We start from the raw sequence: 20,206 nt of genomic DNA on the forward strand, positions 1-20,206 counted from the left end.
GGGCACGCGTGTCCTACCAGGCGTACGCCTCCGGGGCGGTGCCGCCGGGGCCGGGGAAGATCTCGTCGAGCCGGTCGAGCGTCTTCTCGTCCAGCTCGATCTCCAGGGCACGCAGGCTGCCGTCGAGCTGCTCGACGGTGCGGGGGCCGATGATCGGCCCGGTCACGGCCCGCTGCCGCAGCAGCCAGGCGAGCGCGACGTTGGCCGGGTCCTCGCCCAGCTCGTCGCACAGCCCCTCGTACCGCTCGATCTTGTCGCGGTGCTTGTCCAGCTCGGCCAGCATGCGCTCCGACGCCGAACGGCCCTTGTCGATCTTGCGGAGCACGCCGCCGAGCAGGCCGCCGCCGAGCGGGCTCCACGGGATCACGCCGATCCCGTAGTCCTCGCAGGCGGGCAGCACTTCCAGCTCGACGGTCCGGGTCAGCAGGTTGTAGTGCGACTGCTCGGAGACCAGGCCGCCGAAGCCGCGCCGCTTCGCCGTCTCCTGCGCCTTGGTGACGTGCCACCCGGCGAAGTTGGACGAACCCACGTAGATGATCTTGCCCTGCTGGCGGAGGGTCTCCATGGCCTCCCAGATCTCGTCGAACGGGGTGTCCCTGTCGACGTGGTGCATCTGGTACAGGTCGATGTAGTCGGTCTGAAGCCGCTTCAGCGAGGCGTCGCAGGCGCGGCGGATGTTCAGCGCGGACAGCTTGTCGTCGTTCGGCCAGTCGCCCATCGCGCCGTACAGCTTGGTCGCGATGACGGTCCGCTCCCGGCGGCCGCCGCCCTGGGCGAACCAGCGCCCGATGATCTGCTCGGTGACCCCCTCGCCCTTCTTCCAGCCGTAGACGTTCGCCGTGTCGAAGAAATTGACGCCCAGCTCATGAGCCCTGTCCATGATCGTGAAGGAGTCCTCTTCCGAGGTCTCCGGCCCGAAGTTCATGGTGCCGAGGCACAGGCGGCTCACGGAGATGCCGGCGCGTCCGAGGTTCGTGTACTTCATGGACATCACCCTAGGAACCTGGAGTGCACTCCAGCCCAGCCCCCCCACGGACCTTTCACGCGAGACCGGCCCTATCCCAACTCCAGGCCGGATCCTTCACGTGCGGCGCGGCACGGCGTGGGGCGCACCGGGGCATGATGAGCAGGTGGGGAGTCTACGGGTGGTGCGCGTCCTGCGGGTTCTGGCGGTCCTGGCGCTGGTGACGGCGCCGGCCGCCCCGGCCGCCGCGGGGACGGCGGGACGCCTTGACACGGCGGGGAGCGCGGCTCGTCCGGCCGCGGCGGGGGGCACGGAGACGGCGGGGAGCGCGGCTGGTCCGGCCACGACGGGGGGAACGGCCGGGGCCGCGGGCCGGCCGGCGGCGGCCGAGCGGCTGGTGTTCCGGTTCAAGGATGCCCGCATCACCGAGTCCAGCGGGCTGGCCCTCTCGCCCGCGCACCCCGGTGTCTACTACACCCACAACGACAGCGGCGCGCAGCCGATGTTCTTCGCGGTCGGCGGCGACGGGCGCACCCGGGCGGCGTTCACCGTGGCCGGGGCGCAGGCCCGCGACTGGGAGGGCATGGCGGCCTCGGTGGACCCCGCGACCGGGCAGGGCGTGTTGTGGTTCGCCGACATCGGGGACAACCTCAACGGCGCCTGGGCCGACTACTCGATCTACAAGGTGCCCGAGCCGCGCACGCTGCGCGACGCCACCGTGCCGGCCACCCGGTACCGCGTCCGGTACAAGGACGGCGCACGCAACGCCGAGGGCATCATGGTGCACCCCCGCACCGGGCGGCTGTACGTGATCAGCAAGGAGTTCGCCGGGTCGGTCTACCAGGCGCCGGCACGGCTGCGCACCGACCGGGTCAACGTGCTGCGGCGGGTGGGCCCCGCGCCCATCATGGCCACCGACGCCGCCTACGCGCCCGACGGGTCGAGCTTCGTGATCCGCACCTACCTGTCCGCGTCGCTGTACCGGGCGCCCGGCGAGCTGATCGGCCGCGTCACCATGCCGTCCCTGCGGCAGGCCGAGTCGATCGCCTACACCCGCAACGGCAGGGCCCTGCTCACCGGCACCGAGGGCGTGAACAGCCCGGTGTACGAGGTGCCGCTGCCCGCGCAGGCGTCCCCGCGCAGGCTGACCGCCGAGCCGCCGCGCACCACCGCCCCGCCGACCCGCGCGGCGGGCGGGGCGTCGGCGCGCAACCCCGAGCAGGACGCGGACGGCGGCGTGCCCGGTTCGCTCATCGCCCTGTGGCTCGGCATCGCGCTGGGCGCGACGGGCATCATCGCGCTCATCGCCCGCCGCGCCCAGTGAGGCGGTCAGCCCCGGGTGGAGCCGGTACGCGGGCGTGGGGCACCCGCCGGGGGCGGCGGCACGGCCGGGGGCGGAAGCACGCCCGGGGCCGCCGGATGGGGGCCGGGCGAGGGCAGCGGGATGCCGAGGATGTCGCAGCCGCGGTGCGGGGGCCGCAGCTTCGGGCAGGGCCGGGTGCAGGCCACCGAGACCGAGTCGACGAAGTTGCCGTACGTCGGGCCGCCCACCGAGGACACCGACTCGATCGCGATGCGGGTGACCCGCTGGCCGCGCGGCACGCGGTACAGGCCGACGTAGTGGCCCCACTCGGTGCCGCCGTCCGCGATGTCCGGCGTGATCTGGCCGAGCGGGATCTGCGCCGTCGTGCCCCCCGGTGCGCCGATCCGCACCCGGATGACGTCCCTCTGCTCCTTGGTGGTGCTGCGCGCCCGGTGCGCCAGCCGCCACACGAGGATCGTGCGGGGCTGGGTCGCCACGTCCTGGTAGAGGGTGGATACCTGCGTGCCGTTCACCTCGGCGAACTGCCTGCCGGAGTCGGCGGGCACCTCCAGGCCGCCGTTGGCGCCCGCGTTGCCGGGGCCCCACAGCTCGATGACGCCGTCGGCGGAGGTGGTTCTCCAGTCGGGGACGTCGGTTCTCATGTTGCCCGGCCCGAGCAGGGGGCCGGGGGCCTCGAAGCCGCCGTTGCCGACCATGCAGGCGGGTCGCGGCTGGGAGACCGCGGCGGGGCGCGCTTGCGCGTCCGCGGGGCCGCCGAGGGCGAGGCCCGGCACGGCGGCCAGCGAGGCGGCGGCGCTGTGAAGGAGGACACGCTTCGGCAGTGATGCCCGAGCATGGCGATTGATCATGAAGTTCCCCTCGATCGGCGGATCGCCCCGGAGAGGGCCGGGGCGGGGCGCGCCGGAACACCAGTGCGGATCATGCTCGGCGTGCCGGACCGATCCATGCCCTGATCAAACGCGTGGCCGAAGGTCGGGGAAGAATCTTGGACGAGGCGGCCCCAGGCTTTTACCTGGGAGTTCTCCTATGTCCTGACGTGTCCATGCGCGGCGTGAACGGCTCGCCGCGCAGCGCCTGCTCGACCAGCTCCACCGCGCCGGCGAGCTGTACCAGCCGGGGACCCTCGCGGCGGTAGGTGGCGAGCACCGCCTCGATCGCGTGCGGCGGCAGGTGGTCCTTCAGGTCCGCCGCGGCGCCGCGGTAGCCGGTGCGTGCCGCCTCGACCATGGCGTTGACGTGGTGCCGCGCCATGCGGGCCAGCGCGAGCGGATGGCGGCGCAGCACGCCGTAGGCGCGGTAGTCGGGCGGCACCGCGTCGAGCAGCCAGGCCACGGCGGAGGCCTCCCAGTCCGGGCTGCCGGGCGGGCGGACCTCCGGCGGCCATCCGGGTGGCAGGTACACAAGAGAATCCTACCCGAATGTCTGTTCGATAGCCGGGTATCACTTCTGAGGTGATTTGTAGTTACCGGGGCGGCAGTGATAGGGCCGTGTGGCGCGCCCCGGGCAAAGCATGGGAGATTTCCCTTTGTGAGCAAGCGAATCGGGGTCGTCGGCGCGGGCATCGTGGGACTGGCGGTGGCGCGCGAACTGGCGGCGCGCGGCGCCGAGGTCACCGTGCTCGACAAGGAAGACCGCGTCGCCGCCCACCAGACCGGCCACAACAGCGGCGTCGTGCACGCGGGCATCTACTACACCCCCGGCTCGCTCAAGGCGCGGCTGTGCCGGGACGGCGTCGCGATGCTGCGGGAGTACTGCGCCGAGCACCACCTGCCGTACGAGGAGGTCGGCAAGCTCGTCATCGCCTCCACCTACGCCGAACGGGCCGGGCTGCGGCGCATCGCGGAACGGGCCAGGGAGAACGGCGTGCCGGGCATCGCCGAGCTGGACGCCATCGGGCTGCGCGAGGTCGAGCCGAACGCCGTCGGCGTCGCCGCCGTCCACTCCCCGCGCACCGCCATCGCGCACTTCCCCGCCGTCGCCCGCCGCCTCGCCCGCGACCTGACCGACCTCGGCGGCACCGTGCGGCTCGCGTCCCCGGTCCGCGCCGTACGCGAGACCGCGGGCGGTGTGCGGGTGCTGGCCGGCACCAGCCGGCTGACGTTCGACCGGCTGGTGTGCTGCGCGGGCCTGAGCTCCGACGACGTCGCCGCCATGGCGGGCCGGTCCGGGGACGTGCGCATCGTGCCGTTCCGCGGGGAGTACTACCGGCTGGCCGGCGCCGCCAAGGACCTCGTGCGCGGCCTCGTCTACCCGGTGCCCGACCCCCGGTACCCGTTCCTCGGCGTGCACCTGACCCGGCGCATCGACGGCGAGGTGCTGGCCGGGCCGAACGCCGTGCTGGCGCTGGCCCGCGAGGGCTACCGCTGGCGCGACGTGTCGCTGCGCGACCTGCGCGACATCGTGACCTGGCCCGGCACCCGGCGGCTGGCCGCCCGCCACTGGCGCACCGGGGTGGCCGAGGTGTACGGCTCGGTGGCCAAACGGGCGTTCGTGTCCGCCGTGCGGCGTTACGTGCCGTCCCTCACCGGGGCCGACCTCGTGCGGACCGAGGGCGGGGTGCGGGCCCAGGCCGTCGGGCGGGACGGGAGCCTGGTGGACGACTTCGTGGTGGACGTGCACGGGCCGGTCATCCTGGTGCGCAACGCGCCCTCACCTGCGGCCACGTCCAGCATGGCCATCGCGCGGCATATCGTGGGTTTTATACCCGCTTGAGGAAAACAGGGTCACTATAGATTCCGTGAGTGATGTGCCGGAAGCCCGCCTGTTGATCGTCGAGGACGACCCGAACATCCTGGAACTGCTCGCCGCCAGCCTGCGGTTCGCCGGGTTCGAGGTGACCCCCGCGTCCGGCGGGGCCGAGGCCGTCGCGGCGGCACAGCGCCACCGTCCCGACCTGATCGTGCTCGACGTCATGCTGCCCGACATGGACGGCTTCGACGTCGTACGGCGGCTGCGCGCCGGCGGCACCCGCACACCGGTGGTCTTCCTGACCGCGCGGGACGCCACCGAGGACAAGATCCGCGGGCTCACCCTCGGCGGGGACGACTACGTGACCAAGCCCTTCAGCCTGGAGGAGGTCGTGGCCCGCATCCGGGCCGTGCTGCGCCGCACCGCCGGCGGCCCGGCGGCCCCGCCGCCGCGGATGACGTTCGCCGACATCGAGCTGGACGAGGAGAGCCACGAGGTGTGGCGGCGCGGCACCGTGATCCCGCTGTCGCCGACCGAGTTCAAACTGCTGCGGTACTTCATGGCCAACGCCGGGCGGGTGTTGTCCAAGGCGCAGATCCTCGACCACGTCTGGGACTACGACTTCCGGGGGGACGCCGGCATCGTCGAGTCGTACGTCTCGGTGCTGCGCCGCAAGATCGACAACACGACGCCCCGCCTCATCCACACCCTGCGCGGCGTCGGCTATGTCCTGCGTACGCCACCGGTGACGTGATCGCCTCCCCGCGGCGGGCCTTCGGCGGGCGGCTGGTGCGGCGCACCCCGCTGCGGGTACAGCTCATCGCCGCCATGCTGGCCCTGGTGGCCATCGCGCTCGCCGGCATCGGGATCAGCAGCGTGTCCGTGCTGCGCGGATACCTGGTGGACCGGGTGGACCAGCAGCTCGGCATGTTCACCCGGGACTTCGGCCGGTTGCTGATCCGCGGCGGCGGCCCGGGGTCGCGCGTGCCGCCCAACGGGCTGATCCAGGTGCGCGGCCCGGACGGCAAGGTGCTCGCGACGCTGGCCGGCGTGGACGCCGAGAAACTGCCAGGCCCCACGCTGCCCGAACCCGGCGTCCGGGTCCTCGAGCCCGTGACGGTGCCCGCGGAGTCCGGCGGCGGGAGCTGGCGCACCCGGGTCGTCACGGTGAACGGCGAGGGCAGCGTGCTCATCGCCATCGACCTGTCCTCGGTGGACCAGATCACCACCCGCCTCGCCCTCACCGAACTGCTCGGCGGCGGCGTCGTGATGGTCGTCCTCGCGGTGCTCGGCGTGGTGATCGTGCGCCGGAGCCTGCGCCCCCTGGTGGAGATGGAGCACACCGCCGCCGCCATCGCCGCCGGCGACCTCGGCCGCCGCGTGCCCGACGCCGACCCCCGCACCGAGGTGGGCAGCCTCGCGACGTCGTTGAACGGCATGCTGGCCCAGATCGAGGCCGCCTTCCGCGCGCGAGAGGTCTCCGAGGCCGCCGCGAGGACCTCCGAGGAACGTATGCGCCGCTTCATCGCCGACGCCTCCCACGAGCTGCGCACCCCCCTGACGTCCATCCGGGGCTTCGCCGAGTTCTACCGCCAGAACCCCGCGGGCGACCCCGCGCGCCTGATGCGCCGGGTGGAGGACGCCGCCGCCCGCATGGGTGTCCTGGTGGAGGACCTCCTGCTGCTGGCCCGGCTGGACCAGCAGCGCCCCGTGTCCGTGCACCCGGTGGACCTCCTGGCCCTGGCCGCCGACGCCGTCCAGGACACCCGCATCCTCGCCCCCGACCGTGAGATCGCCCTGGAGTTCACCGGCGACGTGGCCCCCATCGTCCCCGGCGACGACCCCCGGCTCCGCCAGATCCTCGGCAACCTGCTGAGCAACGCCCTCACCCACACCCCCGCCGGCACCCCCATAACCGTCCGCCTGGGCACCACCGGGCCCGACGCGTTCCTGGAGGTGGAGGACAAAGGCCCCGGTCTGACCGCAGAAGAGGCGGCCCACGTCTTCGAACGCTTCTACCGCGCCGACCCCAGCCGGACCCGCACCACCGACACGCCGGGCACGGGCCTCGGCCTCGCCATCGTCGCCGCCCTCGCCGCGGCCCACGACGGCCGGGCCACCGTGCGCACCGCGCCCGGCGCCGGCGCGACGTTCCGGGTCACCCTTCCCCTGGCGCCCGACCTCCACCCCGAATAGCCGTCACGGGGCTGCGGGGAAACCCTCGTCGGGGAAGCCGCCGGAGGTCGTGCCGGCGGGGAGTTCGATCTGGTCGCCCTCGGTCAGGCCGGAACGGATCTCGACGTACCGGTCGCCGCGGACCCCCACCTCGACCGCGCGCCGCACGGTGGTGGAGCCGTCGCGCACCTGGACGGCGGCGGTGCCGCCGGGGCCGGTCCGCACCGCCTGGGCGGGGACGTACACCGCGTCACCGGCCTCGGCGACCGTCACCTGGACGGTGGCGGACTGGCCGAGCATGAGGCCCTTCGGCTGGGGGTCGAAGGCGATCAGAACGCCGTACTGGACGAGGCGGCCGGTCGTGGTGGCGGTGACGTCGATGTGGGTGACGGTGCCCTCGTACCTGGCGCCGAGACGGGTCGCCAGCGACACCGATGCGCGCTGGCCCAGCTTGAGCACGCCGACGTCGGTCTGGGAGAACATGGCCTTGACCTGGAGCTCGTCCAGGTTCCCCAGGGTGAGGAACGCCGCTCCGGCCGTGGCGGTGCTTCCCGCGGTCCCGGCCACGGTGAGGATCGTCCCCGCCACGGGCGCCTTGATGGTGACCCCGGCCAGCGCGTCCCGCGCGGACCGCAACGTCGACTGGGCCTCGGCGACCTCCGCCTCGGCCTGCGCCACCGTGGTGACGGCCTGCCCACCTGAGCGGCCCGCGCCCGCGAACCCGTGCCCACCCCGCGGCGGTCCCGGCCGCACGGTCGGCGCGGCGGAGGGCGGCGTACCGCCGGGACGGCACCCGGTGGGCGCGACCTTGGTCGGCTCCGGCGTCGCGGTGGGCGTGACGGGCGGAGTGCTCACCGTGGGGGCGGGACGCGGCGATCGCGTCCGGGTCGGTGAGGGGCCGGCCGTGGGGGAGGACGGCGAGACGGTCGGAGTGGGGGAGGACGGCGAGACGGTCGGAGTGGGGGATGTGGCCGGCTTGTGGCCCCAAGCGTGGCCGCCGGTCCGGGAAGGGGCCGCCGTGGTCTCACCGCGTCCCCGCCGGGTGGGGGTGGTCTCACGGGGTTCCCGCCGGGCGGGCGATCCCGGCACGGCGGCGTCCGGCCGTTCCACCCCCGCCGTACGTGCCGGCCTGCCCGTACGCGTCGGTGAGGGCTTCGCCGTACGGGACGGAGCGGCCGTACGGGACGGGGCCGCCGTACGGGACGGGGCCGCCGTACGGGACGGGGCCGCCGTACGGGACGGGGCCGCCGTACGGGACGGAGCGGCCGTACGGGACGGGGTCGGCGTGGGAGTGGCGGAAGGTCCCGGCTCGGCCGTCCCCGATGGGGAGGGGGACGGGCTGGGGGCCGCAGGGGCGGCGATCGGCTCCTCCAGGGCCGCGAGCTCGACCGATCGCGGCTCGATGGTGAACTCGACCGGCGGGGGCGTGCCGTCGCTCGCCGACGGTGTGGGGGTCGGATCCGGCCGCGCGGAGCCCGACGGCCGGGGACTCGGCGCACACGTCGGAGCGGCACCGGATGGGCGGCCTGGGGGAGCGGAACCGGTCGGCCGGCCGGCCGGGGCGCCGGTCCCGTTTCCGCTGCCACCCCCGTTCCCGGAGGTACCGCCCGATCCCGAAAGGGCGGATCCCGAACCGCCGCCGGACGGCACCCCCGCACCGCCGCCGGACGGCACCCCCGCACCGCCGCCGGACGGCAGCCCCGTGCCCCTGCCCGCCGCGATGTCGTCGCGTCTTTCCTCCGCCGCGGCGAGGGCGGCCTCGGCGGCGTCCACCGACTCGCGGGCCTCGGTGTCGTCGACGCGGGCGAGGACCTCGCCCTTGGCGACCTTCTCGCCGGCCTGGACGTACACCTTCTCCACCGTGCCGGACACCGAGAAGGACAGGTCGCGTACCCCGGTGTCCACGGTGGAGCCGGCGGCGGAGACCTCGCTGACCACCGTGCCACGGCGGGCCGCGGCCAGTTCGACGGGCGTCGCGGGGGGCTCGCCGCCGGCGTGGACCACCCCGGCGCCGGCCAGGACGACGGCCGCCAGCGCCAGCGCTCCGGTGCGTACGGCGGTCGGGACGGTGCTCAAGCTCATGGGGCTCATCTTGGTGACCGCATGTCACTCCCAGCTCAGGCGCGGCTGAGAGTTTCCTGTAAATGGCGGCGCGGCGGCGGGGGTTGTCAGGAAACCTTCAGGGACGGCGGAGGTTCGTCCAAGCGGGGTGGGCCAGGCTCTGGTGTCGTGAAGTTGTCGACGAAACGCAGGGCGCTGGTCGTGAACGGCGTGCTCGCGGTGCTGCTGGTCGGGGGCGCGGGTGTCGCGTTCGCCTCCCTGAGGGGAGGGGAGCCGGGGGAGGTCGTGCCACCGACGGCCCGGGTGACCCGGGGGAGCGTCATCGCGGCCGTGTCCGCGGCCGGCGCGGTGGAGAGCGCCAAGACCCGGGCGCTGACCTTCGGCGCCACGGGCACGGTCGAGAAGATCTACGTGGACGAGGGCGAGAAGGTCTCCAAGGGGCAGGTCCTCGCCCGCCTCGACGACACCGCCGCCCGTGAGGCCGTGGACGCCGCCCGCGCGAGCCTGGACGCGGCCGACGACGCGGACACCTCGACCGCGCAGGGCTACTCGCAGTACATCCAGGCGAGGAACGCTTACCGCGAGGCCGAGCGCACCCGGGACGGCACGGTCATCAAGGCGCCGTTCGCGGGGACCGTCACCGCGGTGAACGGCACGGTGGGCGGAAGCTCGTCCGGGTCGGGCGCGTCAGGAAGCGGCTCCGGCAGTGGCTCCGGCAGTGGCTCGGGAAGCGGGTCCGGCAGTGGCGCGGGCAGTGGCGCGGGCAGCGGCAGTGGCACGTCCTCCGGTGGTTTCATCGACATCGCCGACACCGGCAGGCTCCGGGTCGTCGGTGACTTCACCGAGTCCGACGTCACCAAGCTGAAGACCGGCCAGCCCGCCACCGTGACCTTCGACGCGCTGCCCGGCGTCTCCGCCTCCGGCAAGGTGACCCTCATCGACCCGGTCGCCCAGACCAGCGACAACGTCGTCCAGTACGCGGTGACCATCTCCCTCGGCGACGTCCCCAAGACCGTGCGCCTCGGCCAGACCACCAGCGTGCAGGTCGTCGTGGACAAGGCCGACGGCGTGCTCACCGTCCCCACCTCGGCCATCACCACCGCGGGCGGCCAGAACACCGTCACGGTCATCAGGAACGGGCAGCGGGTCCCGACCCGCGTCGAGGTCGGTGTCCGGGGCGACGGCACCACGGAGATCGTGTCAGGGCTCGACGAGGGCGACCAGGTGGTGCGCACCGCGGCGACCACGGGCGGCGGCCTGCAGAACGGCTTCCCCGGCGGCGGCTTCCCCGGTGGCGGCGGCATCCGCCTCGGCGGCAGGGGAGGCGGGGGATGACCGCCGTCATCCAGGACACCGCACCGGTGCTGGACGTGCGCGCCGTCACCAAGACGTACGGCACGGGCGACACCACGGTGCGCGCCCTGCGCGGCGTGTCCCTCACCGTGCGGCGCGGCGACTACGTGGCCATCATGGGGGCGTCCGGCTCGGGCAAGTCCACGCTGATGAACATCCTCGGCTGCCTGGACGTCCCCACCCGCGGCAGCTACCTGGTGGACGGCACCGACATCGGCGCGCTGGACGAACGGCAACTCGCCATCCTGCGCAACCGGAAGATCGGTTTCGTGTTCCAGTCGTTCAACCTGATCCCGAGGATGAGCGCCCTGGCCAACGTCGAGCTGCCCCTGGCGTACGGCGGGGTGGGCGCGGCCGTGCGGCGCCGCAGGGCCCTGGCGGCGCTCGGCCAGGTGGGGCTGTCCGACCGGGTGCACCACGAGCCGAACGAGTTGTCCGGCGGCCAGCAGCAGCGGGTCGCCATCGCGAGGGCCCTGGTCACCGCGCCGTCGCTGCTGCTGGCCGACGAGCCGACCGGCAACCTCGACACCCACTCCACCGCCGACGTGCTGCGCATCATGGACGGCCTGAGCGCCGACGGCCGCACCATCGTGCTCATCACCCACGAGGTGGACGTGGCCGCCCACGCCAAGCGCGTCGTCCGCCTGGTGGACGGCGAGGTGGTCGAGGACCGACGCCAGGCCGAGGTGGACGACCTGCCGCCGCGCCACCACCAGGACGGCCCCCGGTACGCCGGGGCGGAGCCCCGGCACTTCGGCGACGAGCCGGGGTACCCCGAAGGAGCGGCACGATGAACGCCCTGGAGGTCATGCGGTTCGCCCTGCGCGGCCTGACCGCCAACAAGATGCGCAGCGCGCTCACCACGCTCGGCATCCTCATCGGCGTCGCGGCGGTCATCCTGCTGGTCGCGGTGGGCGAGGGCACCTCGCGCACGATCCAGGAGAACATCCAGCGGCTCGGCTCCAACACGCTCACCGTGATGCAGTCCCTCTCCGGCAACGGACGGGGCGGCGGGGCGGGAGGCGCGGGCGGAGGGGCCTTCGCGGCGCAGGCCCCGCAGGGCACCGGCACCGGCCCGCGTACCCAGGCCAAGGATCTCAGCCTCGACGACGCCAGGGCGCTGGCGGACACCGCCAACGCCCCCTCGGTGCGCAGCGTCTCCCCGGTGGTCACCGCGCAGGCCCAGACCGTCACCTACGAGGGCGCGAGCCACACCGTCGGCCAGCTCGTCGGCACGTACCCGAGCTACTTCGAGGCGTCCAACAAGCCGGTCGCCAAGGGGTCGTACTTCTTCAACGACGACGTGCTGAGCGCCCGCAAGGTCGTCGTGATCGGCCACACCGTGGCCGAGGAGCTGTTCGGCGCCGTCGATCCGGTCGGCAAGCAGATCGGCGTGGCCGGGGTGCCGTTCACCGTGGTCGGCGTGCTGAAGGAGTCCGGCTCCGCGGGGTTCCAGGACGCCGACGACGTCGCCGTGGCGCCGCTGCCCGCCGTGCAGCAGAGCCTCACCGGGTTCGGCCCGCTCGGGCAGATCATCGTGCAGGCCAAGGACGCGGCGTCGGTGGACGCGGCACAGGCGGAGATCACCGCGGTGCTGAACGAGCGGCACGGCATCACCGGCACCGCCGCGGCCGACTACCGCATACTCAACCAGGCGGCGCTGCAGGAGACGGTGGCCACCGCGACCGGCACGTTCACCGTGCTGCTCGGCGCGGTCGCCGCGATCAGCCTGCTGGTCGGCGGCATCGGCATCACCAACATCATGCTGGTGACGGTGACCGAGCGCACCAGGGAGATCGGCATCCGCAAGGCCATCGGCGCGCCCCGGGGCGCGATCCTCGGCCAGTTCCTCGCCGAGGCGACGATGCTCAGCCTGGTCGGCGGCGTCCTCGGCGTGCTCATCGCGGTGATCGGCGCCTCGTTCACCATCGCGGGGTTCAAGCCGGTCATCGTCCCCGGTTCGATCGTGCTGGCCCTCGGGGTCTCGGTCGCCATCGGGTTGTTCTTCGGCAGCTATCCGGCCAACCGTGCCGCGAAGCTGCGTCCCATCGAGGCGCTGCGGCACGAGTGACGACAGGAGTGGGCATGAGTCTGAGCAGGCGGAAGGCGCCGGAGACGGACGGCGGGCTCGGTGACTCGCCGTTCGACGGCGACCTGGACGCCGAGCTGGCGCCGCGGCCGAGAGCGCGCCGCGTGCCGAGGCTGACGATGGTCCTCGGCGCGGGGGTGCTGCTGGTGGCGGGCATGGTGATCGGCATCCAGGCGCAGAAACTGTTCGGCGGCGGCCGTGCCGGGGCGGTGCAGGCACTGCTCGCCGGCGGCGGGGCCCCGGCGGGCCTCGGCGGCGGCCAGCGTCTCGGCGCCGGGGGACTCGGGCAGCGGGGCGCGCCCCTCGGGCAGCAGGCCGGGGGCATGCCCGCCGACGTGACGCTCGGCACGGTCAAGCTCGTGGACGGCCGCAAGATCTATGTGGAGACCCCGGCCGGAGAGCTGGTCGTCGTCACCACCACGGGCGACACCAAGGTGCAGATCAGCGAGGAGGGCGCGGTGAAGGACCTCAAGCCCGGCAGCACCGTCGTCGTGCAGGGCAAGCGGGGTGAGGACGGCACGGTGGCCGCCACCACGGTCAACCAGGGCGGTCTCGGCGGGCGCGGCGCCCGGGGCGGCAGGTGAGCGGTGGCATGAGCGGGGAGGCGCGGCTGCTCGTCGTGGACGACGAGCCGAACATCCGCGAGTTGCTGTCGGCGTCCCTGCGGTACGCCGGGTTCGACGTGGTGACGGCCGCCGACGGGAGGGACGCGGTGCGGCTCGCCGAGCGGGTGCGGCCGGACCTCGTGCTGCTCGACGTGATGTTGCCCGACATGGACGGCTTCACGGTGGCGAACCGGCTCGCGACGGCGGGCCGGCGGGTCCCCGTGCTGTTCCTCACGGCCCGGGACTCCACCGAGCACAAGATCACCGGGCTCGGGCTCGGCGACGACTACGTCACCAAGCCGTTCAGCCTGGAGGAGCTGCTGGCCCGCATCCGCGCCGTGCTGCGCCGCACGCGGGCCGGCCTCGGGCTGCCCTCACGGCTCCAGGTCGCCGACCTGGAGATGGACGAGGAGGGGCACCAGGTCTGGCGGGCGGGGCAGCGGGTGAAGTTGTCGCCCACCGAGTACAGGCTGCTGCACTACTTCATGGTGAACGCCGGGCGGGTGCTGTCCAAGGCGCAGATCCTCGACCATGTGTGGAACTACGACTTCGGCGGCGACCGCAACGTGGTCGAGTCGTACGTCTCCTACCTCCGCCGCAAGATCGACACGGTGGACCCCCGTCTCATCCACACCCTCCGAGGAGTCGGCTACGTCCTTCGCGCGCCACGGCAATGAGCGGCCTGCCGCGCGATCCGGGGAGCCGGCGGTGAGCGTGCTGTCGCGCGTCCCGCTGTGGGCGCGGCTGGTGGCGGGCACCCTGCTGCTGGTCACGCTGGCCGTCACCGTGACCGGCGGGTTCGCGGTGCGGCTGCTGCGCGGCTACCTGGTCGACCGGGTGGACCATCAGCTCGGCGTGGCCGCCCACGCCCTGCGCGACCTCCGCGACCCGCCGCCGGGGCAGCCCGGCGCCGCCCGGCAGTTCGGCCTGTTCTACATGGCGACGCTCGGCCCGGACGGCACCGTCGGCCGCACCCTGCAGGAGAGCCCCGACACCGAGCCGCCCCGCCTGCCGCGCATCACCCCCGGCGTCCTTCCCGGCGGCTTCTCCCGCCCGTTCACCGTGTTGTCCCCCTCGGGGACGCCGTGGCGGGCCCAGGCGGTGGTGACGCGGGCCCGCGTCCGCGTGATCGCGATCCGCGTGGACGACGTGGACGCCACCGTGTCCCGCCTCGGCGTCATCGTGACGTCCACCGGCGCCGTCGTGCTGGTCGTCCTCGGCTTCGCCTGCCACTGGCTGGTCCGCCGCAGCCTTCGCCCCCTGGGGGAGATCGAGCGCACCGCCGAGGCCATCGCCGGCGGCGACCTGAGCCGGCGTGTCCCACCCCGCCACCCCGGCACCGAGACGGGCCGCCTCGGCCGTTCCGTCAACGGCATGTTGGCCCAGATCGAAACGGCGTTCCGCGCCCGCGAGGCCTCGGAGACCGCCGCCCGCCACGCGGCCACCGAGGCCCGCCGCTCCGAGTCGCGCATGCGGAGGTTCGTCGCCGACGCCTCCCACGAGCTCCGCACCCCCCTGACCTCGATCAGAGGCTTCGCCGAGCTCTACCGCCACGAGCCCCCCGACCTCACCGAGGCCTCCCGCCTGCTGTCCCGCATCGAGTCCGAGGCCACCCGCATGACAGGTCTGGTGGACGACCTCCTTCTCCTGGCCCGCCTCGACGAGAACCGTCCACAGCCTGTGGACGGAGGTCCCCCCGGCCAGGACCATCCCGCCGGACGGCCGCGTCCCCTCGGCCACCACCTCGCCGAGCCTCCGCCCGCTCCCGGCCACCACCTCGCCGATCGGCCGCGTCCGCTCGACCGCCGTCCCGTGGACGTGCTGAGCCTGGCCGCCGGGGCCGTGCTGGACGCCCGCGCGCTGGCACCCGACCGTGAGGTGGACCTGCGGCGGCTGGACGGCGCCGACGGGCCGGTGACCGTGACCGGTGACGAGTCCCGGCTCCGGCAGGTCCTCGGCAACCTCGTCGGCAACGTCCTCCACCACACCCCCGCGGGCACGCCCTTCGAGCTGGCCGTGGGCACCGTGGACGGCGCCGTCGTCATCGAGATCACCGACCACGGGCCCGGTATCCCGCCCGAGCACGCCGGGCACGTCTTCGACCGCTTCTACCGCGCCGACCCCTCCCGCACCCGCGCCACCGGCGGCACGGGCCTCGGGCTGTCGGTCGTCGCCGCGCTCGTGGAAGCCCACGACGGCCGCGTCACCCACACCACCAGCCCTCAGGCGACCACCTTCAGGCTGACCTTCCCCGTCCCGGAAGGTTGACAGCGGACACTCAGGCCGGGCGTACGTTCCTTTGAGAATGGCGGGCTGAGATGGAGGATGCCAGAGTTCCCCGACCTCCCGAGGAGCCGATGTCATGATCGCGTTGTCGCGAGTGCTCGGTGCCGCCACCGTGGCATCCGCTGTCCTGCTGGCCTCCGGCTGCGGTGGTGTGGCGGCCGGCACGGCCGGTGCCCAGGTCTCGCCGGCCGGTGCCCAGGCCTCGCCGGTCGGCGATGGGCGCGCGGCGTTCGCCGAGTGCATGCGCGAGCACGGCGTCACCCTGCCCACCGGCCGCCCGGGCGGCGCGCCGACGGCACGCCCGGACGGGGCCCCGTCCGGCGGGCCGAGCGGGAGACCTTGGGGCTTCGGCGCCATGGGTCCCGAGGCGCGCAAGGCCCTGGAGGCGTGCCGCTCGCTGATGCCCCAGGGCGGGCCGGCGCGGGCCGGCGGGCCGCGCGGCGGGGTGAACGCCGGGGTGCTCCAGGCGTTCCGCACCTGCATGAAGGACAACGGCGCCGAGATCACCGGCGAGAACCTCCGCGACCTGACGGAGACCGACGATCCCAAGGTGGCCGCCGCCCTGAAGAAGTGCCGCCCCCTCCTGCTCGCCCGCGCCCCCGGAACCCCGGCCCCCGGCGCCACCCCCGCCCCGTCCGCGAGCACAGGCGACTGACCCGGCCCCACCCGCGGGCACAGGCGACCGGCCCGGCCCCACCCATGAGCCACCCGCGGGCACAGGTGACCGGCCCCAGCCATGAGCCATGGCGAACACGTGTCCCGTGCCGCGCGTGCGTGGCGGAGCGGCGTGGCATAGTGATCAGTGGGTGCCGTTCACGTTTCCCTGACCGGGGACGGAGCTGGGGGAACGGTGCCGATCGGGTGGGGTGGCGGATAGCTTGCGGCGGGTGGGGCATGACCGTTCGTATGGTGGGGAACAACGGGCTGCACGCGGCCCTCGAAGCCCTGCGACGCCGGCTCGATCACGATCTGTTCCCCCTCGCGATCGGCGACGTCGCAGCGCATCGCCGTGACCTGAGAGAGCTCAGAGGCCAGCTCGACGACTACCTGCTGCCCCGCGTCGCCGCCATGGACGCACCCCTGCTCGCCGTCGTCGGCGGCTCCACAGGGGCGGGCAAGTCCACCCTGGTCAACTCGCTGACCCAGGCGGACGTCACCGAGCCGGGTGTGCTCCGGCCGACGACCCTCGCGCCCACCCTGGTCGCCAACCCGGCGGACGAGGCGTGGTTCGGGCGGCCGAACGTCCTGCCCGGGCTCGCCAGGCGCACCGGCGGCGGACGCGGCGAGCCGGGCACGTTGCGCATCGTCACAGCGGGCACCCTGCCTCCCGGCCTGGCCTTGCTTGACGCCCCTGACATCGACTCCGTGGTCACCGCCAACCGTGAGGTCGCCGCGCAACTGCTCGCCGCCGCCGACCTGTGGTTGTTCGTCACCACCGCCGCCCGCTACGCCGACGAGGTCCCCTGGGGTTTCCTGCGCGTCGCCCGGGAACGCAGCACGGCTCTCGCCGTGGTGCTCGACCGGGTGCCGCCGGAGGCCCGCGGCCTGGTGACCGCCGACCTTCAGCGCCTGCTCGACGCGAACGGCCTGGAAGGCACACCACTGTTCCCCGTGCCCGAGGTGGACCTCCCGCATGAGAACGCCCGGCTGCCCGGGGAAGCCGTCCGCGCCATCAGCGACTGGCTGGCCGGCCTGGCGGCCGACGCGCACGCCCGCGCCGCGGTGGTGCGCCGCACGCTCTCCGGGGCGCTCGACAGCCTCGCGGTCCGCGTCCCCGCCCTGGCCGACCAGGTGGAACGGCAGCGGGCCGGGCTCGCGGACCTGCGCCGGTCGGTCGAGTCGGCGTACGGGTCGGCGATGGCCGGCTTCGACGACGGCATCAGAGACGGCTCGCTCCTGCGCGGCGAGGTGCTGACCCGCTGGCAGGACTTCATCGGCACCGGCGACTTCATGCGCTCACTGGAGTCCCGCGTCGGCCGCCTGCGCGAGCGCCTGGTGTCGGCGTTCACCGGCCGCCCCGCCCCGGACACGCAGCTCCGGACGGCCCTGGAGACGAGCGTCGAGGCCCTGATCCGCGCCGCCGCGGACGGCGCGGCCGAGCGGGCCCTGGAGTCGTGGTCCGGCATGCCCGCCGGCCGGGACGTGCTGGAACGCGCCGGTGTGGTCACCGCGGGCCGCCTGGGCCGCGCCTCGGCCACCCTGCCCGCGCGTGCGGAGGCGGCCATCCGCGGCTGGCAGAGCTACGTACTGGAACTGGTCGCCAAGGAAGGCGCCGAACGGCGCACCACAGCCCGTGTGGCGTCGTTCGGCGTCAACGGCGCCGGCCTGCTGCTGATGCTGGCCGTGTTCGCCTCCACCGGCGGCCTCACCGGCCTGGAGGTCGGCATCGCCGGAGGCACCAGCGTGCTCAGCCAGAAGCTTCTGGAAGCCATCTTCGGCGACCAGGCCGTACGCTCCCTCACCCAGGCGGCCCGGGAGGACCTGCGGAACCGGGTCCACGTCCTCTTCGACGAGGAGTCCGCCCGCTTCACCGACCTGCTGGCCGGCGTGGAACCCCCCGCCGACGCGGCCGCCGGCCTCCGCGAGGCCGCCCTTGCCGTACGCGACCGGCGAGGCGAGGTGAGCGGAACGGCCCCCGCGGCCGCGGGCGACGGCCCCGTGACACCTGTGGACGCTCCGGCGAGCGGCCCCGCGGACGCTTCCGTGAGACCTGTGGACGCTCCGGCGGACGCTTCCGTGAGACCTGTGGACGCTCCGGCGGACGCTTCCGTGAAGCCTGCGGGCGGCCCCGCTGACTCTTCCGTGAGACCTGCGGGCGGCCCGGCGGACGCTTCCGAGAGGACTGCGGACGTCCCGGTGGACGGGCCGGTGGATCCCAGGCCGGTGGACGGGCCGGTGGATCCCAGGCCGGTGGACGGGCGATGAGGACGATGCGGCGGCCCCGGGCCGTCTCCCTGGACGATCGGCTGGGGGCACTGGCCGAGGCGGTGGAACTCGCCGAGGGTCGGCTGGACGCGGCCGCGGTGGCGCGTGCGCGGGCCGTCGTGGAACGGGCCGGGGTGCGGCGTGGCCTGTCGGTGGACCACACCGTGGTGGCGCTGGCCGGCGCCACCGGCAGCGGAAAGTCATCGCTGTTCAACGCACTGGCCGGTACGTCCCTGTCCCCCGTCGGGGTGACCCGCCCGACGACCTCCACCGCACAGGCCGCCATGTGGGACCCCGAGGGCTCGGCCGGGCTGCTCGACTGGCTGAACGTCCCCCGGCGGCACGAGGTCGACACCGAGACCGACGCGCTGTCCGGCCTGGTGCTGCTGGACCTCCCCGACCACGACTCCATCGAACTCGCCCACCGCCTGGAGGTGGACCGGCTGGTGGCGGTGGTCGACCTCCTGGTGTGGGTACTTGACCCGCAGAAATACGCCGACGCCGCCGTCCACGAGCGCTACCTCCGCCGCCTCCGGCGCCACCAGGACGTCATGGTGATCGTCCTGAACCAGGCGGACCGTCTGTCTCCCCCCGCCGCCGACCGCTGCCTGTCCGACCTGCGCCGCCTGCTGGAGGAGGACGGCCTCTCCGGCGTCCCCGTCATCGCCACCTCCGTGACCACCGGCGCGGGCGTGGACGAACTCCGCACGACCCTGACCAAGCGAGTAGCCGACCGCCGCGCCTGGGCCTCCCGCCTGGCCGCGGACGTGGGAACAGCCGCGGACGCCCTCGCGACCGCCGGCGGCGCGGACAGGACACCGGCCGGCACGGAAGCGGACCGTACGGAGCTGGACCGTACGGGGGCGGAAGCCGGCCGTACGGGCACGGAGGCGGGCCGTACGGAGGCGGAGGCGGGCCGTACGGGCACGGAGGCGGGCCGTTCGGAGGCGGATCTCTCCAAGAAGCTGGTGGGGCAGGTGCGTCCGCTGACGGTGGCGCTGGCCGAGGCGGCCGGGGTGCCGGTGGTGGTGGCGGCGGTGGCGAAGGCGCACCGGCATCGGGCGGTGGCCGCGACCGGCTGGCCGGTGACGCGGTGGCTGCGGCGGCTGCGGCCCGACCCGTTGCGGCGGCTGCGGCTGGGTGGCCCGCCGGGGGAAAGGACACCCCTCACCTCGATCCCCCGCGCGGACACCGTGCAGCGGTCCCGCATGGACCTGGCGGTCCGGGACGCCGGGGCCGCGGCTTCGGCGGCCCTGGCCGAGCCATGGGCCACAGCCGTACGGCACTCGGCCCGTTCCCGCTCCGACGAACTGGCCGACCGCCTGGACCGCGCCGTGGCCACCACCACGGCCGGAGCCGGCCGCCGACCTCGGTGGTGGCGCGCCGTCGGCGTCCTGCAGTGGCTCCTGTTCGCCGCCATGCTGGCAGGCGCCCTCTGGCTGGCCGGCTTGTTCTTCCTCGACTACCTCCGGCTGCCCGAGCTCCCCACCCCCACGGTAGGCCGCCTCCCCCTCCCCACCGCCGTCCTGGCCGGAAGCGCCCTGGCCGGCCTCCTGGTGGCGCTGCTGTCCCGCCTGGCCGCCGCCCTGGGCGCCCGCCGCCGCGCCAGGAAGACCCGCCGCGCCTTGACCAGGGCCATCGAAACCGTCGCCCGCGAACTCGTCCTCACCCCCACCCAGGCGGAACTCACCCGGGCCCACCGCTTCACCGACCTCCTCACCACCGCCCGCGGCTGA

Annotated in this window: 17 protein-coding genes; 13 read left to right on the forward strand and 4 right to left on the reverse strand. The window is 74.1% G+C overall.

The annotated features are described in order from the left end of the window. Positions 1-13 precede the first annotated feature (13 nt). On the reverse strand, positions 14-985 hold the full coding sequence (locus ABGB17_RS10530; RefSeq protein WP_347627940.1) for an aldo/keto reductase: 972 nt from the start codon (positions 983-985) through the stop codon (positions 14-16). A gap of 145 nt (positions 986-1,130) precedes the next feature. On the opposite strand from ABGB17_RS10530, the gene ABGB17_RS10535 reads away from it, so the two are divergent. After that, positions 1,131-2,288: a hypothetical protein gene (locus tag ABGB17_RS10535; RefSeq protein WP_347627942.1), complete on the forward strand. Its 1,158-nt coding sequence runs from the start codon at positions 1,131-1,133 to the stop codon at positions 2,286-2,288. A gap of 5 nt (positions 2,289-2,293) precedes the next feature. On the opposite strand, the gene ABGB17_RS10540 is transcribed toward ABGB17_RS10535, so the two are convergent. After that, on the reverse strand, positions 2,294-3,136 hold the full coding sequence (locus ABGB17_RS10540) for a hypothetical protein (RefSeq protein ID WP_347627944.1): 843 nt from the start codon (positions 3,134-3,136) through the stop codon (positions 2,294-2,296). Between the two features lie 160 nt (positions 3,137-3,296). Then, the gene (locus ABGB17_RS10545; protein WP_347627946.1) at positions 3,297-3,689 is read right to left on the reverse strand and encodes a hypothetical protein; all 393 of its coding nucleotides are present in this window, start codon (positions 3,687-3,689) and stop codon (positions 3,297-3,299) included. Positions 3,690-3,815: 126 nt separating this feature from the next. Here ABGB17_RS10545 and lhgO point away from each other — a divergent pair, with 126 nt between their 5' ends. Genes lhgO through ABGB17_RS10560 form a run of 3 tightly spaced genes read left to right on the forward strand, consistent with a single transcriptional unit; the run spans position 3,816 to position 7,172 of the window. Then, positions 3,816-5,000, forward strand: coding sequence for an L-2-hydroxyglutarate oxidase (gene lhgO, locus ABGB17_RS10550; RefSeq protein ID WP_347627948.1), 1,185 nt, complete (start codon positions 3,816-3,818; stop codon positions 4,998-5,000). 25 nt (positions 5,001-5,025) lie between these two features. Then, on the forward strand, positions 5,026-5,730 hold the full coding sequence (locus tag ABGB17_RS10555; protein WP_347627950.1) for a response regulator transcription factor: 705 nt from the start codon (positions 5,026-5,028) through the stop codon (positions 5,728-5,730). After that, positions 5,727-7,172 (forward strand): HAMP domain-containing sensor histidine kinase, encoded by a 1,446-nt coding sequence (locus ABGB17_RS10560; protein ID WP_347627952.1) that lies wholly within the window; start codon positions 5,727-5,729, stop codon positions 7,170-7,172. The genes ABGB17_RS10555 and ABGB17_RS10560 overlap by 4 nt, the downstream gene beginning before the upstream one ends. Positions 7,173-7,175: 3 nt before the next feature. On the opposite strand, the gene ABGB17_RS10565 is transcribed toward ABGB17_RS10560, so the two are convergent. Then, a complete protein-coding gene (locus ABGB17_RS10565) occupies positions 7,176-9,233 on the reverse strand; it encodes an efflux RND transporter periplasmic adaptor subunit (RefSeq protein ID WP_347627954.1) in 2,058 nt (685 codons plus the stop codon). Positions 9,234-9,380: 147 nt separating this feature from the next. Here ABGB17_RS10565 and ABGB17_RS10570 point away from each other — a divergent pair, with 147 nt between their 5' ends. From ABGB17_RS10570 to ABGB17_RS10610, 9 genes are all read left to right on the forward strand, one after another. Further along, complete coding sequence (locus ABGB17_RS10570) at positions 9,381-10,547, forward strand: HlyD family efflux transporter periplasmic adaptor subunit (RefSeq protein WP_347627956.1); 1,167 nt, start codon at positions 9,381-9,383, stop codon at positions 10,545-10,547. Continuing rightward, positions 10,544-11,359: an ABC transporter ATP-binding protein gene (locus ABGB17_RS10575; protein WP_347627958.1), complete on the forward strand. Its 816-nt coding sequence runs from the start codon at positions 10,544-10,546 to the stop codon at positions 11,357-11,359. Before ABGB17_RS10570 ends, ABGB17_RS10575 begins: the two co-directional genes overlap by 4 nt. Next, complete coding sequence (locus ABGB17_RS10580; RefSeq protein WP_347627960.1) at positions 11,356-12,636, forward strand: ABC transporter permease; 1,281 nt, start codon at positions 11,356-11,358, stop codon at positions 12,634-12,636. Before ABGB17_RS10575 ends, ABGB17_RS10580 begins: the two co-directional genes overlap by 4 nt. Before the next feature lie 14 nt (positions 12,637-12,650). Further along, positions 12,651-13,238 (forward strand): hypothetical protein, encoded by a 588-nt coding sequence (locus ABGB17_RS10585; RefSeq protein ID WP_347627962.1) that lies wholly within the window; start codon positions 12,651-12,653, stop codon positions 13,236-13,238. 8 nt (positions 13,239-13,246) lie between these two features. Continuing rightward, positions 13,247-13,936 carry a response regulator transcription factor gene (locus ABGB17_RS10590; protein ID WP_347627964.1) on the forward strand — a complete coding sequence of 230 codons (690 nt, stop codon included), beginning with the start codon at positions 13,247-13,249 and terminating at the stop codon, positions 13,934-13,936. Between the two features lie 31 nt (positions 13,937-13,967). Continuing rightward, entirely contained in the window at positions 13,968-15,527 is a 1,560-nt protein-coding gene (locus tag ABGB17_RS10595) for a HAMP domain-containing sensor histidine kinase (protein ID WP_347627966.1), read from the forward strand. A gap of 94 nt (positions 15,528-15,621) precedes the next feature. Next, entirely contained in the window at positions 15,622-16,200 is a 579-nt protein-coding gene (locus ABGB17_RS10600) for a hypothetical protein (protein WP_347627968.1), read from the forward strand. 239 nt (positions 16,201-16,439) lie between these two features. After that, positions 16,440-18,470 carry an ABC transporter gene (locus tag ABGB17_RS10605; protein WP_347627970.1) on the forward strand — a complete coding sequence of 677 codons (2,031 nt, stop codon included), beginning with the start codon at positions 16,440-16,442 and terminating at the stop codon, positions 18,468-18,470. After that, positions 18,467-20,206: a GTPase gene (locus tag ABGB17_RS10610; protein ID WP_347627972.1), complete on the forward strand. Its 1,740-nt coding sequence runs from the start codon at positions 18,467-18,469 to the stop codon at positions 20,204-20,206. Before ABGB17_RS10605 ends, ABGB17_RS10610 begins: the two co-directional genes overlap by 4 nt.

Origin of the sequence: Sphaerisporangium sp. B11E5 (assembly GCF_039871875.1) — a bacterium.
GTDB lineage: Bacteria > Actinomycetota > Actinomycetes > Streptosporangiales > Streptosporangiaceae > Sphaerisporangium.

Bases quoted from the DNA above. Each gene is read 5' to 3' on its own strand.
- ABGB17_RS10530 (WP_347627940.1), bottom strand. From the start codon at position 985: ATGAAGTACACGAACCTCGGACGCGCCGGCATCTCCGTGAGCCGCCTG.
- ABGB17_RS10540 (WP_347627944.1), bottom strand. From the start codon at position 3,136: ATGATCAATCGCCATGCTCGGGCATCACTGCCGAAGCGTGTCCTCCTT.
- ABGB17_RS10565 (WP_347627954.1), bottom strand. From the start codon at position 9,233: ATGAGCTTGAGCACCGTCCCGACCGCCGTACGCACCGGAGCGCTGGCG.
- ABGB17_RS10575 (WP_347627958.1), top strand. From the start codon at position 10,544: ATGACCGCCGTCATCCAGGACACCGCACCGGTGCTGGACGTGCGCGCC.
- ABGB17_RS10580 (WP_347627960.1), top strand. From the start codon at position 11,356: ATGAACGCCCTGGAGGTCATGCGGTTCGCCCTGCGCGGCCTGACCGCC.
- ABGB17_RS10585 (WP_347627962.1), top strand. From the start codon at position 12,651: ATGAGTCTGAGCAGGCGGAAGGCGCCGGAGACGGACGGCGGGCTCGGT.
- ABGB17_RS10590 (WP_347627964.1), top strand. From the start codon at position 13,247: ATGAGCGGGGAGGCGCGGCTGCTCGTCGTGGACGACGAGCCGAACATC.
- ABGB17_RS10600 (WP_347627968.1), top strand. From the start codon at position 15,622: ATGATCGCGTTGTCGCGAGTGCTCGGTGCCGCCACCGTGGCATCCGCT.
- ABGB17_RS10605 (WP_347627970.1), top strand. From the start codon at position 16,440: ATGACCGTTCGTATGGTGGGGAACAACGGGCTGCACGCGGCCCTCGAA.
- ABGB17_RS10610 (WP_347627972.1), top strand. From the start codon at position 18,467: ATGAGGACGATGCGGCGGCCCCGGGCCGTCTCCCTGGACGATCGGCTG.